The organism is Streptomyces sp. STR69 (genome assembly GCF_024519455.1).
Taxonomy (GTDB): Bacteria; Actinomycetota; Actinomycetes; order Streptomycetales; family Streptomycetaceae; genus Streptomyces.
Map to the genome: position 1 here is coordinate 88,360 of NZ_JALJRY010000021.1, position 16,004 is coordinate 104,363.

General features: G+C 71.9%; 9 protein-coding genes. 5 read left to right on the forward strand and 4 right to left on the reverse strand.

Annotated elements, in window-relative coordinates; translation table 11 throughout:
• Window positions 1–236: 236 nt before the first annotated feature.
• The 3 genes from OC490_RS33540 (at window position 237) to OC490_RS33550 (ending at window position 4,037) form a co-directional block, all read left to right on the forward strand.
• On the forward strand, window positions 237–1,982 hold the full coding sequence (locus OC490_RS33540) for an RICIN domain-containing protein (RefSeq protein ID WP_262061784.1): 1,746 nt from the start codon (window positions 237–239) through the stop codon (window positions 1,980–1,982).
• Between the two features lie 42 nt (window positions 1,983–2,024).
• Window positions 2,025–3,524, forward strand: a complete 1,500-nt coding sequence (locus OC490_RS33545; RefSeq protein ID WP_262061785.1) for an amidohydrolase — start codon at window positions 2,025–2,027, stop codon at window positions 3,522–3,524.
• Window positions 3,525–3,605: 81 nt separating this feature from the next.
• A complete protein-coding gene (locus OC490_RS33550) occupies window positions 3,606–4,037 on the forward strand; it encodes an isochorismatase family protein (RefSeq protein WP_262061786.1) in 432 nt (143 codons plus the stop codon).
• Window positions 4,038–4,122: 85 nt separating this feature from the next.
• Here OC490_RS33550 and OC490_RS33555 read toward each other — a convergent pair whose 3' ends face one another.
• Window positions 4,123–5,445, reverse strand: a complete 1,323-nt coding sequence (locus OC490_RS33555) for a lysine N(6)-hydroxylase/L-ornithine N(5)-oxygenase family protein (protein WP_262061787.1) — start codon at window positions 5,443–5,445, stop codon at window positions 4,123–4,125.
• Window positions 5,446–5,528: 83 nt separating this feature from the next.
• Here OC490_RS33555 and OC490_RS33560 point away from each other — a divergent pair, with 83 nt between their 5' ends.
• Window positions 5,529–6,482, forward strand: a complete 954-nt coding sequence (locus OC490_RS33560) for a methionyl-tRNA formyltransferase (RefSeq protein WP_262061788.1) — start codon at window positions 5,529–5,531, stop codon at window positions 6,480–6,482.
• 117 nt (window positions 6,483–6,599) lie between these two features.
• Here the strand turns inward: OC490_RS33560 and OC490_RS33565 are convergent, their stop codons facing one another.
• The 3 genes from OC490_RS33565 to OC490_RS33575 are packed head-to-tail and all read right to left on the reverse strand — an operon-like array spanning window position 6,600 to window position 9,587.
• The gene (locus tag OC490_RS33565; RefSeq protein WP_262061789.1) at window positions 6,600–7,487 is read right to left on the reverse strand and encodes an ABC transporter ATP-binding protein; all 888 of its coding nucleotides are present in this window, start codon (window positions 7,485–7,487) and stop codon (window positions 6,600–6,602) included.
• 4 nt (window positions 7,488–7,491) lie between these two features.
• On the reverse strand, window positions 7,492–8,565 hold the full coding sequence (locus tag OC490_RS33570) for a FecCD family ABC transporter permease (RefSeq protein ID WP_262061790.1): 1,074 nt from the start codon (window positions 8,563–8,565) through the stop codon (window positions 7,492–7,494).
• The gene (locus OC490_RS33575) at window positions 8,562–9,587 is read right to left on the reverse strand and encodes a FecCD family ABC transporter permease (RefSeq protein WP_262061791.1); all 1,026 of its coding nucleotides are present in this window, start codon (window positions 9,585–9,587) and stop codon (window positions 8,562–8,564) included. The genes OC490_RS33570 and OC490_RS33575 overlap by 4 nt, the downstream gene beginning before the upstream one ends.
• Before the next feature lie 227 nt (window positions 9,588–9,814).
• Between OC490_RS33575 and OC490_RS33580 the strand changes: the two genes are divergently transcribed.
• Window positions 9,815–16,004: non-ribosomal peptide synthetase (locus OC490_RS33580; RefSeq protein WP_262061792.1), on the forward strand; the 6,190-nt coding region annotated here is incomplete at its 3' end.

Genomic DNA, 16,004 nt, shown 5'->3' on the forward strand with positions numbered 1-16,004 from the left:
GGCGCTTGTGCGAGTGTGAGCCACCTCATGAGGCCAGTCGTGAGAAGGCAATGGTCAGGGTCGTTTCTGACAGCTCATAGGTATGCACCAATCAAGCACCTGCTTTCCGATGGTCGGGCATTCGTGTGCCGTCCTGCGGCTTGGAAGGAAATGGTCCCGTGCAATCCCCCTACCCCCCACGCCCGCCGTTCCCGCCTCGCCCCGGATCGAGTCCGGGGGAGTCGGACCGAAATCTGGTGGCGCAACTCGGCGACAAAACCGCGGCCACTCGGGCCGTCGCCCTGCTGCTCGCGCGCCACTGGCAGGCGACAAGCGAATATGCGGCCATCTGCCTCGCCACCGCTGAGAGTTCGGCGTCCATGGTGGCGAGTGCCGCCTTCCACCAGGTACTCGCGAGCCGGGTGACCGGTGGCGCCCTGCGGCCCCAACTCCTTGTGGCGGTAAGGGAGATGGTGAAGAAGTGGGCCGCCGATGAGCGAATTCCCGCGCTGCTGCCGGAACTCCGCAAACCCACTGGCGGCCGAGGTCTACGCGCGGCGAGGCCCGGCACCTCGGAAAGGCGGAAGCTCGCAGAACGCGCCTTCGGCAAGCTGCCGGGCGCCTCCCAATGCCTGCTGTGGCACACCGAGGTCGAAGCCGAACCCATAACCGTACCGGCCGGTCTGCTGGGCGTTGACGAGGCCACCGCGACCGCCGCGCTGGACCAGGCACGTGAACAATTCAGGGCGGGCTGCGTCCGTGCCCACCACGAACTCGCGCCGACCTCGGAATGCCGCTACTACAACCGTCTCCTCGACGTCCCGATCCGCCGCGGCGGCAGTCTGTTGCCCGATGTGCAACGGCATCTCATGACATGCCGCTACTGCCGTTTCGCGGCGGAGCAGTTGAGTCATTTCGACGGCGGCCTCGAAGTGCTGCTCGCCGAGACCGTCCTCGGCTGGGGCGCCCGCCGCTATCTCGACTCACGGCCCGGCCGCGCGACGCCCGGGACCACCGCTCGTACCGCCCGCCGCCCGATGGGCCGCCACCGCCCCGCCCCGAACGGCCTCCTCGCCTTCCCGCGCAGACACCCCGGGGCCGCGGTCGTGGGCGTGGGTCTGACCTCCCTCGCCCTGCTCGCGACCGTGCTCGTCTCCAAGGGTTGGACCCAGGGCGAGACTCCCGACCCGCAGGTCACCTGGGGTGCGCCCAGCGGCAGTTCGACCCGCCAGAGCCCGGTCGCGGCGCCTTCGTCGGCCGGTGACGAGTCGGCTGCCGGTGCCGTCGGCGCGGGAGTCGTCCAACAGGGTGTGCTGCGCGCCCTCGCGTCCGGGCTGTGCCTCGACGTGGCCGGCGGGCGGGTGCGGACCGGCGCCGCCGTCACGCTGGCCGCGTGCTCCACCGCCGGATCGCAGCAGTGGTCGTACGACCAGGACGGTCTGCTGCGCAGCCTCGACGATCCCGGACTCTGCCTCGCCTCCGACACCGACAGGGGCACGGTCACGCTGGCCGGGTGCCTGGTGCACGCCGGCGAGGTGCACTACGACCTGACGGTCCGCGGTGAGCTGCTGCTCCGCTGGAGCCAGGGGCTGGCCGTCGCTCCCGAGAACGGGAAGAAGGGGGCGCGGATCGTGCTGGCGGGACGGGACGGGTCCGCCGGGCAGCGCTGGGCGCTCGGATCCGCCGCCCGTGCGGGGGCCGAGGGCGGCGAACCGGCGGACGGTGGGGAGACGGAGGGACGGGGCGACGCGCCCCGCGGTGGTGCTCCGACGGCAGCTCCCGAGGGTGGTGACGTACCGCAGCCGCCTTCCGCGGATCCTCCCCAACAGGACCCACCGCAGAACGCGCCCCGCGCCGTGCAGGTCGCCTGCTGTGAGGAGCCCGCGCCGGAGCCCGCGCCCACACCGGTCGCCGATTCCGTGCAGCCGGTGGTGTCGGTCGTCGGGGAGGTCGTGAACACTGTCACCGGTGTCATCGCCGGGCTCGTCCCGGCCCGGCACTGATTTGGAGGTAAGGTAAGGCTAACTTTATCCAGGGGGTTTCGCGTGGCAGACACCGCAAGCGCCCAGGCGCCCGCACGGACGCTCACCCGGGTCCGGCTCGGCGCCGGTGGACCGCTTGCCCGGCTGCGGGTGGCGGACGGCAGGATCACCCACGTCGTTCCGGAAACGGGCGCGGACACGGACACCGGGGCCGGCGGTGGACCGGTCCTCGATCTCGACGGGCGGGTGCTGCTGCCCGGCCTGTGGGACGCCCATGTCCACCTCGCGGAATGGGCGAGCGCCCGGCACCGGCTGGACCTGGCCGGAACCGCCTCCGCGCGGGCGGTGGCCGACCTCGTCAAGGATCGCGCCGGGGCGGCCGACGGCACGGTGCTCTACGGCTACGGGTTCCGCGACGGCCTGTGGCCCGACGCCCCGCACAAGGCACTCCTCGACGCGGTGCTGCCGGACCGGCCGGTCGCCCTGGTCAGCGCCGATCTCCATGCCGCGTGGTTCAACTCCGCCTGCCTCGCCCTCGTCGGCCGCGCCGACCACCCCACCGGACTGATCAGGGAACACGAGGCCCATGAGGTCCTCGCGGCCCTCCCCGCGACTCCGACCGAGGTGCTCGACGGCTGGATCGAGGAGGCCTGCCGGGCCGCCGCCGCACGCGGGGTCACCGGTGTCATCGACTTCCAGTTCGGCGACACGGTCGCGGACTGGGAACGCCGCTCGGCCCGGTTCCGGCCCGCCGTAAGGGTGTTGGCGGCGGTCTACCCCGCCTACCTCGACGCCGCGATCAAGCGCGGGCTGCGCACGGGCGACGAGATCGGCGGCCTGGTCGGGGTGGGCCCGCTGAAACTCTTCACGGACGGCTCGCTCAACACCCGCACCGCCCTGTGCCGCGACCCCTACCCGGGCCTTGAGGGCACGGACGGCGCCCACGGCATCGAGCAGACCGCCCCCGACGAGCTCGTACGGCTCATGCGGCGCGCCGCCGCGCACGGCATCGAACCGGCGGTGCACGCCATCGGCGACCGCGCCAACACCGTTGCCCTGGACGCCTTCGAGGCGGTGCGCTGCCGCGGCCGGATCGAGCACGCGCAGCTGCTGAGCCCCGAAGACCTCCCGAGATTCGCCGAGTTGGGGGTCGTCGCGGGAGTCCAGCCCCGGCACGCGACGGACGACCGCGATGTGGCGGACCGGCACTGGGTCGGACGTACCGAACGCGCCTTCGCCTACGGCGATCTGCTCGCCGCGGGTGCACGGCTGGAGTTCGGCTCGGACGCCCCGGTCTCGCCGCTCGACCCCTGGCTCGCCATCGCCTCGGCGGTCAGCCGTACCGACGACGAACGCCCCGCCTGGCACCCGGAGCAACGCCTGTCCGTCCCGGACGCGTTGGTGGCCGCGGCCCGCGGACGCCGGCTCATCAGGGTCGGGGACCCGGCCGACCTGGTGGTCGTGGACGCGGATCCGCTGGACGCCGATCCGGACACCCTGCGCACGATGCCCGTGCACGCCACGATGACGAACGGCCGCTGGACCCACGGTCCTTACTCATGATCCCGTACGACATGCCCGGCCCCGCCGCGCTGCCCCCGGACCGTACCGGCTGGTCCGTCGACGCGGGCCGCGGGTATCCCCGTGCTGTACACCCTCAAGACCGCCGAGCGTGAACGGGACGGGCGCGAGACCAGTTTCGGGCACCCGCATTTGCCCGGTGGCGAGGACTCCCGGGACATCGTGGACGCGATCAGGCCGCAGGTCGGCGACAGCGTCCTGGTCGCCAAGCGGTTCAGTGCCTTCGCCGGTACCCGACTGCGGCGCAGGCTCGCGGAGTTGGGGCGCGACCAGCCGGTGATCGGCGGTGTGTTCGCGCGCACTCAGGTGCTGCTGGCCGCGGCCGACGCGTGGATGCAGGACATGGAGCCGTTCGTCGTCGCGGACGCGGTGGCCGACCGGGCGCACGACGATCACCGGATGGCCGTGGACTGGATCGCGGCGACCTGCGGAGCGGTGCGGACCGTGCGGGGCGTTGTGGACGTGTTCGGCGATCCGGTGCCCCAACACCGTTGATCTCACGGGGAGTTGACTGGGCGCAGGCAAAGACCCCGGGCCCGGAAGGGACCGTACCCTCCGGGCCCGGGGAGTCGTGGGGGTGTCAGACGGTTACTTTCGTCGCCTGTACCGAGCGGTGAATCTCCTCCGCCCGGACCGCGACCGTCGACAGCAGGGTGCTGGTCAGCCCGTGGGTGTGCTCGGTGCCGCCCTGGAGGTAGAGGCCGGCGGTGACCTCCGGGACGGTCTCGACCCGGTGGTCCCGGCCCACGCGGATCTCGTCCCCGTCGTCCCTGAGGCAGAGCTTGGCCGCCTCGCCGAGCAGTGAACTCAGGTCGCGGGGCCGGTAACCGGTCGCGAGCACCAGTACGTCGGCGGCCAGCACCTGCTTCTCACCGGTGGGCAGGAACTCCACGGCGACGTCGAGACCGCCGCCCGCCCCGGGGTCGACGGCGCGGACCCGCGAGACGTTCAGGAACCGCAACCGCTCCCGTCCCGCCACCTTCTCCCGGTACGCGGTGGCGTACAGGGCCTCGATCAACTCCATGTCGACCACGGAGTAGTTGGTGGACCGGTGGTAGTCGAGCAGCGACTGCTTGACCTCGGAGGGCGCCGAGAAGTAGACGTCGACCGCCTCCGGGTCGAAGATGCGGTTCGCGAACGGGCTGTCGTCGGCGGGGGTGTAGCCGTACTTGGCGAACACCGAGCACACCTCGGCGTCCGGGAAGGTGCGGTGCAGATAGTCCACCGCCTCGGCGGCGCTCTGGCCCGCGCCGAGCACCACGGCCCGCCGCACCGGCTGCCCCGCATCGGCCAGTTCGGTTGCGCGGGGGATCAACTCGCTGTTGTGCCAGAGGCGTTCGCCCAGTTCCAGACCCGGCGGCACATGCGGCTCAAGACCCATGGCCACGCTGATGTTGCGGGCCCGGCGGGTCACGGTCGCGCCGTTCCCCGAGGGGTCCCGGGTGGTGACGTCGAAGTAGGCCACCTCGCCGTCGTCGCCGCGCACCGGGTCGACGGAGACGACCTCGCTGCCGTAGGAGACGAGGTGGGAGACCCGCTCGGCCGCCCACTCGAAGTACTCGTGGAACTCCACGCGCAGCGGGAAGAGGGTCTTCTGGTTCAGGAAGTCGATCAGTCTGCCCTGCTCGCGCAGGAAGCAGAGGAAGCTGTAGTCGCTGGTCGGATTCCGCAGCGTGACCAGGTCTTTGAGGAACGACACCTGCATCGTGGCGTCGTCGATGAGCATGCCCCGGTGCCAGCCGAACCGCGGCTGGCGCTCCAGGAACAGGGCGTTGAGACGGCTGTCTGCCGGAAGGCTCTTGTTGTGCTCCTCAACCGCTATGGACAGAGCGAGATTTGACGGACCGAATCCGATTCCGAGTATGTCGTGGACCACTTCGGAATCCAGTAGCGGTGACTTCACCGTGGCATCGCCTCCCTCAGGCAGCCCAATGCTAGATAAGGTAAGGCTTACCTTGCAATGAGTCGTTGAAGGGGAGGACCGTCATGCGGGTCGTCATGCTCGGCTATCAGACCTGGGGTCACCGCACGCTGCAGGCGCTGCTGGACTCCGACCACGAGGTCGTGTCCGTCGTCACCCATCCGAAGAGTGAGCATGCCTACGAGAAGATCTGGGACGACAACGTCGCCGAACTCGCCGAGAAGCACGACGTCCCCGTCCTGCTGCGCAACCGCCCCGACGACGCCGAACTCCTCGACGCCGTACGGGAGGCACGGCCGGACATCATCGTCGCCAACAACTGGCGGACCTGGCTGCCGCCGGAGCTGTTCGACCTCCCGCCGCACGGCACCCTCAACGTCCACGACTCGCTGCTGCCGTCGTACGCGGGCTTCTCGCCGATCATCTGGGCGCTCCTGAACGACGAGCCGCGCGTCGGCGTCACCGCGCACCGCATGAACGGCGAACTCGACGCCGGGGACATCCTGATCCAGCGCTCGGTACCGGTCGGACCCGCCGACACCGCGACCGACCTGTTCCACCGGACCGTCGACCTCATCTCGCCCATCGTGCGCGAGTCGCTCGACCTGATCGCCTCGGGCCGCGACGCCGGCCAGTGGGTGCCGCAGGACCGCGGTCGCGCCAGCTTCTTCCACAAGCGGTCGGCGGAGGACAGCCGGATCGACTGGAGCTGGCCCGCGGAACGCCTGGAACGCCTCGTACGCGCCCAGTCGGACCCGTACCCGAACGCCTACGCCTTCCACCGGGGCCGGCGGCTCAGGATCGTCTCGGCGGCCGTCTCGGAGGGACGCTACGGCGGCACCCCGGGCCGGATCTTCATCCGCGAGGGCGACGGCGTGGTCATCGTGGCGGGCCCCGAGGCCCATACCGGGCGAGGCCGTGGGCTGTTGGTCCGCCGGGTGCGCACCGACGACGGCACCGAGTACGCGGCCGGGGACTACTTCCGCACCATGGGCGGGTACTTGACGTCCCGTCCCTGAGCGGACGAGCCCGCGCCGGTCGGCGTGTCGTGCCGGGCGGGACAGGGGGTCCCAAAAAGTGTGTCACTTCTCGCGAGAAGTGACACACTTTTTTGAACCTGGTCCCCGGCGGAGCCCTCACCCGGTCGTGACGGTGTCCTCGGACTTGGCGGCCGGAGCGGTGCCGTCGTGGTGGTGCCGTCCCAGCGGGATCACCATCGGGGTGCCGCTGACGGGGTCGGGGGTGATCCGGCAGCGCAGGTCGAAGACGTCCTCGACGGTGGCCTCGGTGACGACGTCGGCGGGCGTGCCCTCGGCGACGATACGGCCGGCCTTCATGGCGATGACGTGATCGGCGTACCGGCAGGCCTGGTTGAGGTCGTGCAGGACCATCACCACCGTGCGGCCCTCGCGCCGGTTGAGGTCAGTGATCAGGTCGAGTACGTCGATCTGGTGGGCGAGGTCGAGATACGTCGTCGGCTCGTCGAGGAGCAGCACAGGGGTGCCCTGGGCAACTGCCATGGCTATCCAGGCGCGTTGCCGCTGGCCGCCGGAGAGTTCGTCGACCGGACGCTCGGCGAGTTCGGTGAGATTGGTCGCCTCAAGCGCCGCGTGCACGGCCTCCTCGTCCGCGGCCGACCACTGCCGCCACCAGGTCTGGTGCGGGGACCGGCCCCTGCCGACCAGGTCGAGGACGGTCAGCCCCTCCGGCGCCACCGGCGTCTGCGGCAAAATGCCCAGTTTGCGGGCGAGTTCACGGGTCGGCACGGAACGCAGCCCGACGCCGTCCAGCTCCACCACGCCCTGGCGCGGCGCCAGCAGCCGGGCGAGCGCCCGCAACAGGGTCGATTTCCCGCAGGCGTTGGCGCCGACGATGGCCGTGATCCGGCCCGTCGGTACGGTCAGGTCCAGATGCTCGACCACCGCCCGTCCGTCATAGGCGAGATGAAGATCACGTGCCCGCAACTCCGGCCCCGAGGCGGGTGATTCGGACGTCCGCGGGGCGCGCGGGTCAGCGGTCGACATGCGATCAGCCTCCAGAGCCCGCGCGGTTGACGCGGATGAGCAGCCACAGCAGGACCGGCGCGCCCAGGGCGCCGGTGACGATACCGACCGGCAGTTCCGTCCCGGGGATCGCCTCGCGGGCGAGGAGGTCCGAGCCGAGGACGACGAACGCGCCGGTGAGACCGGAGACGAGCGGAGGCGGCGACGAGGTGCCCGCCAGCCGCTGGGCGATCTGCGGACAGGCCAGCGCGACGAACGCCACCGGACCGGCCGCCGCCGTACCGAACGCGACCAGGCCCACCCCCGCCAACAGCAGTGCCAGCCGCACCACTTGGACGGGTGTGCCGAGCCCGGCGGCCACGTCGTCGCCGAGCATCAGCGTGCGCATCCAGCGGCCCATGCCCAGCGTGACCGGCAGCAGCACGGCCAGGGCGACGGCCAGGGAGTCCACCTGGCCCCAGGTCCGGCCGTTGAGGTTGCCGACCAGCCACCCGAGGGCTGCTTCCGCCTCGAACCGATTGCCGCGCGCCACAAGGAAGTTGGTGGCGCTGGAGCAGATCCAGGACACCCCGATGCCGACCAGGATGATCCGGTACCCGGTGGCCCCGCCCTTCCACGCCAGCGCGTACACGAGCAGCGCGGTCACCAGCGCCCCGAGCAACCCCAGCGTGGAGAGCCCGAGTCCGCCGGTCCAGCCCAGAACCACCGCCGCCACCACAGCAGTTCCCGCACCTTCGGTGAGCCCGATCATGTCGGGGCTGGCCAGCGGGTTGCGGGTCATCGTCTGGAACACGGCCCCGGAGACCCCGAACGCGATCCCGACCAGCAGTCCGACCAGCGCGCGCGGCAGCCGCAGATCCTGTACGACGATGACCGTGCCCGCGTCGCCCGAACCCCAGAGCGCCCTGATGACGTCGGTGAACGCCACGGGATAGTCGCCGATGGTCAGACCCCGGCAGAACAACAGGAACGCGCCCACGCCCACGCCGACTCCCGTGAGCAGCAGGCGCGGACGCAGCACGCCGGACACCGGAGGGACGGTCAGCCGGAACGGCCGGTTGCCCAGGACGGCAGGTGACGGTGGTGCGGACACGCTCATACCTCCGCGAGCTTCCGGCGGCGGACCAGGACGATGAAGAACGGGCCGCCGAGGAAGGCGACGAGAACGCCGGCCTGGATCTCGGTCGGACGGTCCACCATCCGGCCCAGGATGTCGGCGGACAGCAGCAGCACGGGCGCGAGCGCGGCGGACAGCGGCAGCAGCCACCGGTAGTCGGGGCCGATGCCGACCCACTGGGCGAGGACCCTGGCGATGTGCGGGACGACCAGCCCCAGGAAGACGACAGGACCGATGACGGCGACGGACGCGCCGGTCAACAGCACGACGGCGGTGACCCCTTGGAGTCGTACCAGACCAAGCCGCCGTCCCAGCGAGGCGGCCACGTCGTCGCCGAGGGCCATGCTGTTGAGGGCGGGCGCGCAGGACAGCGCCAGTACGGCGCCCACGGCGAGGAAGGGCAGGATGCGCACCAGATCGCCGGAGTCCTGGTCGGCCAGGGTGCCGGCCGACCAGAAGCGGTAGCGGTCCAGCGCGTCCTGGTCGGTCAGCACGATGGCGCTGGTGAACGACGACAGCAGCGAGGTGACGGCGACCCCGGCGAGCGCCAGCTTGACCGGCGTTGCCCCGGACCTGCCGAGCCGCCCCAGGAAGAAGACCACGACACTCGCGACGAGCGCCCCGCCGAACGCGAACCACACATAGCCGTACAGCGAGGTGGCCCCGAGCACCCCGACCGCCAGGACGATCGCGAAGGACGCGCCCGCGCTCACCCCGAGGATCCCCGGGTCCGCGAGCGGATTGCGGGTCAGGGCCTGCATCAGCGCGCCGGACAGGCCGAGCGCGGCACCCGTCGTCAGGCCGAGCAGGGTGCGGGGCACCCGCACCGACCAGATGATGTTGTCGACCAGCCGGCTGGGCGGATGGCCGAGGACCGAGCGCACGACCTGGTCGAGCGGAACGCTGAGCGCGCCCAGCGCGACGGACAGCAGGGACAGCAGGACGAGGAGGGCGACGACGAGTGTCACCAGCACCGTGGTGCGAAGCCTTCTGCCTGAAGCCACGTGCCGGTCTCCATGTCGTGTTCCGGGTCATCTTCCGTGATCTGGAGCCCTGTTGGCGGACCACCGGACAGCCCGGCCAGCAGCTTAGGTGAGCATAACCTCAGCTGCTGTGACATGCGCCGGTGGTTCCCGGGAGGGTCTATCAAGTAAGGCAATGCTTACCTTACTATGCGAGCGGTCGCGGCTCCGCTGAGCCGTTCCGCACGCATTGGGAGGCACGGGCAGCTGTGGCGGGCAACACGCTTTCTTCGGCACAGGCAACGGCGACGAACGACTTCTGGCGACGGCGCTTCGCGTCTCCGGTTCCGGAGACCGCACTGCCGCTGGACTTCCCCCGTCCGCCACGCCAGGACGGCCCGGTGTCCCGCGCGCGACGCACGGCCGTACTCGACACCATGACCGACACGGCCAGCCAACTCGCCGCTTTCGTCGCCCTGTTGCACCGCTACAGCGGCACCACGGCCACCGAGACGGCGGTCGCCCACGAGGGCCTCCCGCTGCGCGTCACCGTCGACGGCGACACCCCGTTCACCGAACTCCGCGACCGGATCACCGCCGTACGCGCCGAGGCCGCCGCCCACCACCTGCCGACGACCGATCTCCTACGGCTCCTCGCCCCCGAACCCTTCCGCGGCGGCGGCCTGTTGTGCGCCACTGGCCTCGGCGCCGACCCCTGGCACGAGAGCGGCCCACTGGACCTGGCCCTCACCGTGACCGACGGGGAGGTGGCGGCGGACTACCGCACCGACCTCTTCACCCCCGCCACCGTCGACCTGGTCCTCGGCCACTACGGCACCCTCCTCGCCGACGCCCTCGCCCGCCCGGACGCCCAGGTCGCCGACCTCGAACTCCTCGGCGCCGACGAGCGGCACCGCATCCTGCACGACTGGAACGACACCGCGCACGACGTGCCCGCGCTCACCTGGCCCCGTATGTTCGCCGACCAGGTCGCCGCCCGCCCGCACGAGATCGCCCTCATCCACGAGGACGTCCGCCTCACCTACGCCGAACTCGACGCCCGCGCCGCGAAGTTGGCGCACGCGCTGGTGGCCCGGGGCGCCGGACCCGAACAGGTCGTCGCGCTCGCCGTACCGCGCTCCGCCGACATGATCGTGGCCGAGGTCGCCGTCCTGAAGGCGGGCGCCGCCTATCTGCCCGTCGACACCGACTACCCGGCCGACCGCATCGCGTACATGCTCGCCGACGCCCGCCCGGTGTGCCTCGTCACCACCGCGGAGATCGCCCCCGACCTCCCGCCGGGCCTGGACCCGCTGGTCCTCGACGCCCCGGACACGCTCGCCGAACTGGCCGCCCACCCCGCCCAAGGCCCCGCCACCGCAGACGAGTTGACGACCGCGCACGCCGCCTACGTCATCTACACCTCCGGCTCCACCGGCCGTCCCAAGGGCACCGTGCTGTCCCACGCGGGTGTCGCCAAACTCGTCGCCACCCAGCAGGAACGATTCGGAATCGGCCCGCACAGCCGCGTCCTCCAGTTCGCCTCACCCAGCTTCGACGTCGCGTTCTGGGACCTGTGCCTCGGCCTGCTCTCCGGCGGCCGGCTCGTCCTCGTCCCCACCGACCGCCGCGTCCCGGGCGCACCCCTCGCCGACTACGCCGACGAGCACGGCATCACCTTCATGATCCTCCCGCCGGCGCTGCTCGCCGCCATGCCCGAGGACGTCCAACTCCCGCCCGCAGCAACCCTGCTGGCGGGCACCGAACGCGTCTCGCCCGAGCTGGTCGGCCGCTACGCACGCGGCCGGATGATGTTCAACGCCTACGGCCCGACCGAGGCCACCACCAACTCCACCCTCGGCCTCTGCGACCCGGACACCCCCACCGGCACCATCGTGCCCATCGGCATCCCCGACCCCGGCACCCGCGCCTACGTCCTCGACGACCGACTCCGCCCCGTCCCCGCCGGGGTCACGGGAGAGCTCTACCTCGCGGGCGACGGCCTGGCCCGCGGCTACCTCGGCCGCCCCGCCCTCACCGCCGAACGCTTCGTCGCCGCCCCCGCCGACATGACTGCCGCACCCGGCGAACGCCTCTACCGCACGGGTGACTTGGTGCGCTGGAAGACGGACGGACGGCTGGAGTTCCACGGCCGCGTCGACACCCAGGTCAAGATCCGCGGCTTCCGCATCGAACCCGGCGAGATCGAGTCCGTCCTGCGCTCCCACCCGGCCGTCGACCAGGCCGCCGTGGTCGTCCGCGAGGACCGCCCCGGCGAACGCCGCCTCGCCGCCTACGTCGTGCCCTCGCTGGACGCCGAGGCGACCCCCGACGAGGGCGTCGCCGACTGGAAGGACCTGCACGAACTCCTCTACTCCGCCGCCGGATCGGACGGCTTCGAGGAGAACTTCGCGGGCTGGAACAGCATGTACGACGGCCTGCCCATCCCGCTCGCCGACATGCGCGAGTGGCGCGAGGCCACCCTTGACCGCATCCGCGCGCTACGGCCCCGCCGCATCCTGGAGATCGGCGTCGGCTCCGGCCTGCTGCTGTCCCGGCTCGCCCCGGACTGCGCCGAGTACTGGGGCACCGACCTCTCCGAGGAAGCCGTACGCGCCCTGGACGCCCAGGTGTCCGCGATCCCCGAACTCGCGCACCGCGTCACCCTGTTGGCCCGCCCCGCGCACGACCTCACCGGACTGCCCGAGGGCCACTTCGACACGATCGTCGTCAACTCCGTCATCCAGTACTTCCCCGGCGGCGACTACCTCACCGACGTGCTCCGTAACGCCGTGGAACTGCTCGCCCCCGGCGGCGCGGTGTTCGTCGGCGACGTACGCAACCTGCGCCTGCTGCGCACCCTGAGCGCGGCCGTCGAAAGCGGACGGGCGCGCGACGAGGGAGACGAGACGGGCGCGGACAAGGAAGCCCAGCGCGCCGCCGTGGACCGGGCCGTCGCCTGGGAGGGCGAACTCCTCGTCGACCCCGACTACTTCACCACCCTCGACGGCCTCGCCGCCGACATCCGGGTCAAGCGAGGCACCCACCACAACGAACTCACCCGCTACCGCTACGACGTCGTGCTGCGACCCCAGTCGGACGCACCCGAGGAGACCCCCGACTCGCCCTGGCCCGCGCTCGGTTCGGTGCAGGCGCTGGACGCGCTGCTCGCCGGCCGCCCGCCCCGGTCGCGCGTCACCGGCATCCCCAACTCCCGCCTCGCCGACGACCTCGCCGCGCTCGACGCCCTCGCCGACAGCAGCAGGCCGGCCGCCGGACCGTACGGCGTGGACCCCGAGGCGCTGTACGAGATCGCCGCGCGGCACGGCTACGAGCTGGCGCTCACCTGGAACGGGGACGCCGAAGACGGCAGCCTGGACGCCGAGTTCGCCCTCGAAGCGGAGGCACAGGCGCCGTACCGCCCCGGATGCGGCCACCCGCTCACCAACCGCCCCGCGCCCTTCCGCAACGTCAACGCCCTGATGTCGACCCTGCGGACACACGCCACCGAGTACCTGCCCGACTACATGGTCCCGGCCGCCTTCGTCCCGCTGGACCGGCTGCCCGTCACCCCCAGCGGCAAGCTCGACGCCGCCGCACTGCCCGTCCCGGACCTCACCCGGCTGCTCAGCGCGGGCCGCGCCCCCGAGACCGCCCGCGAACGACTGCTCTGCGACCTGTACGCGCGGGTCCTCAAGGTCCCCTCGGTCGGCGTCGACGACGACTTCTTCGCGCTCGGCGGCGACAGTATCGTCGCCGTCCACCTCCTCATCCTCGCCCGCAGGGCAGGCCTGGAGTTCACCCCGCGCGACGTGTTCCGGCACCGCACGGTCGCCGAACTCGCCACCGTCGCCCGCACCGGCACGGCCGACGACCCGACCACCACCCCGTGGCGGTCCCTGAGCGAGGACGAACTCGACGCAGTACAGGGCGATTTCCCCGTCACCGTCGAAGAGGCACTGCCCCTCGGCCCGCTCCAGGAGGGCTTCTTCTTCCACGCCCTGGTGGACGGCGCCGAACACGACGCCTATGTCGTGCAGCAGATCATCGAACTGTCCGGCCCGGTCGACGGCACCCTGCTGCGCACGGCCGCACAGCGACTCGTCGACCGGCACGCCCCGCTGCGCGCCTGCTTCCGCCAGACGCCCGACGGCCGCCCGGTCCAGCTCATCGCCTCCGGCCTCGAACTGCCCTGGCACGAGGTCGACCTGGCCACACAGGAAGACCCCACGGTCCGCCGCGCCCTCGCCGAGGCCGTAGCCGCCGACGAACGCGCCCACCGCTTCGACCTCGCCCACCCGCCGCTGATCCGCTGCGCCCTCGTCCGCTTCGGCGAGGACCGCAGCCGACTGGTCCTCACGTTCCATCACATCGTCGCGGACGGCTGGTCCCTGCCCGTCCTGCACCGCGAACTCCTCGCCCTCTACGGCGAGAACCCCACCCCCCTCCCCGAAGTCGCCCCCTACCGCGGCTACCTCCGCCGGATCGCCGGTGCCGACCGCGAGGCGGCCCGCGCCGCCTGGCGCACCGCGCTCGCCGGAGTCGACGAGCCCACCCGTCTCGTCGCCGCCCCCGCACCCGCCGGACCCCTCGAACCCGCCCAGATCCGCGTCGAGTTGACCGAACGCGTCACCTCGCGGCTCACCGCCCGCGCCCGCGAACGCGGAGTCACCCTCGGCACCCTCATCCAGGGCGCCTGGGGCCTGCTCGTCGGCCGGATGACGGGCCGCCAGGACGTGCTGTTCGGTACGACGGTCGCCGGACGTGACGCCGCCGTCGACGGCATCGAGTCGATGATCGGCCTGTTCATCAACACCCTGCCCACCCGCCTGCGTTGGGCCCCCGGAGACACTCTGGGCGGGCTCCTCGACCGGCTCCAGGACGAACAGAGCGCGCTCCTCGACCACCAGCACCTCGGCCTCGCCGACATCCAGCGCGCCACCGGCCACGCGGGCGACGGCGAACTCTTCGACACCCTCGTGGTGTTCGAGAACTACCCCGGCGGCGAGGGCGCCCCCGGCATCACCGACCCCACCGGCACGATCGCCGTCGCCGGACACGCCTTCCACGACGCCGTGCACTACCCCCTCGCCCTCATCGTCAAGCCCGGCCGCCGCCTCGACCTGCGCCTCAAGCACCACACCGGGCGCCTCGACGCCGAGGCCGTGCAGTCCCTCGCCGACCGGCTCACCCTCGTCCTGCACGCCCTCGCCGACGACCCCGGCGCCCGCGTCGCCGACCTCGACCTGCTCACCCCGGACGAGCTGACCGCCGCCCACCCGGCGGGGGAGATCCGACCGGTCCCGGCCACCACCCTCGCAGCCGTGTTCGCCGCACAGGCCGCGCGGACTCCGGACGCGACAGCTGTCGTGTACGACGGCACGACCACTCTCACCTACGCCGAACTGGACGCACGGGCCGAGGAGTTGGCCGCCCGGCTGCGGGCCAAGGGCGCGGGCCGCGAGCGGTTCGTCGCCGTCGCCGTACCCCGCTCGGCGGAGCTGATGGTGGCACTGCTGGGAGTCCTCAAGTCGGGGGCCGCCTATCTGCCCCTCGACCTGGACTACCCGGCCGAGCGCCTGGCCCACATGCTGGCCGACTCGGGCGCGACCACGGTCGTCACGACGGAACGGGACGCGGACCGGCTCCCCTCGGTCGAGGGCCTGGACGTGCTGCGGGTGGACGCCGAGGGCGAAGAGGCCCTGTTCGGCGGAGCGGAGGACCCCGCCCGCCCCGACGACCCCGCCTACCTCATCTACACCTCCGGCTCCACCGGCCGCCCCAAGGGCGTCGTCGTCACCCACCGCGCCATCGGCAACCGACTGGCCTGGATGCAGGGTGCCTACCAACTCACCGCCGACGACCGGGTGTTGCAGAAGACACCGGCCAGCTTCGACGTGAGCGTCTGGGAGTTCTTCTGGGCACTGCGCGAGGGCGCCGCCGTCGTCCTCGCCGCCCCGGACGGCCACCGCGACACCGCCTATCTGGCCCGCCTGATCCAGGCCGAGGGCGTCACGACCATGCACTTCGTGCCGTCGATGCTGGACGCGTTCCTCGCCTCCGACGAGGTCACCGCCGACCCGACATGGGCGGGCAGCCTGCGCCGCGTCTTCAGCAGCGGCGAGGCCCTGTCCGGTTCCGCGGCCCACCGCTGGCACGAGCTGACCGGCGTCCCGCTGCACAACCTCTACGGCCCCACCGAGGCCGCCGTCGACGTCACGCACCACACCTACGACGGCTCACCCGACACCACCGTGCCCATCGGCAGGCCCGTGTGGAACACCGGCCTGCGCGTCCTCGACTCCTGCCTGCGCCCGGTGCCGGACGGCGTCCCCGGCGAGCTGTACCTGACCGGCGTCCAGCTGGCCCGCGGCTACCACCGACGCCCCGCGCTCACCGCCGACCGCTTCGTCGCCGACCCGTACGCCACCGAACCCGGCGCCCGTATGTACCGCACCG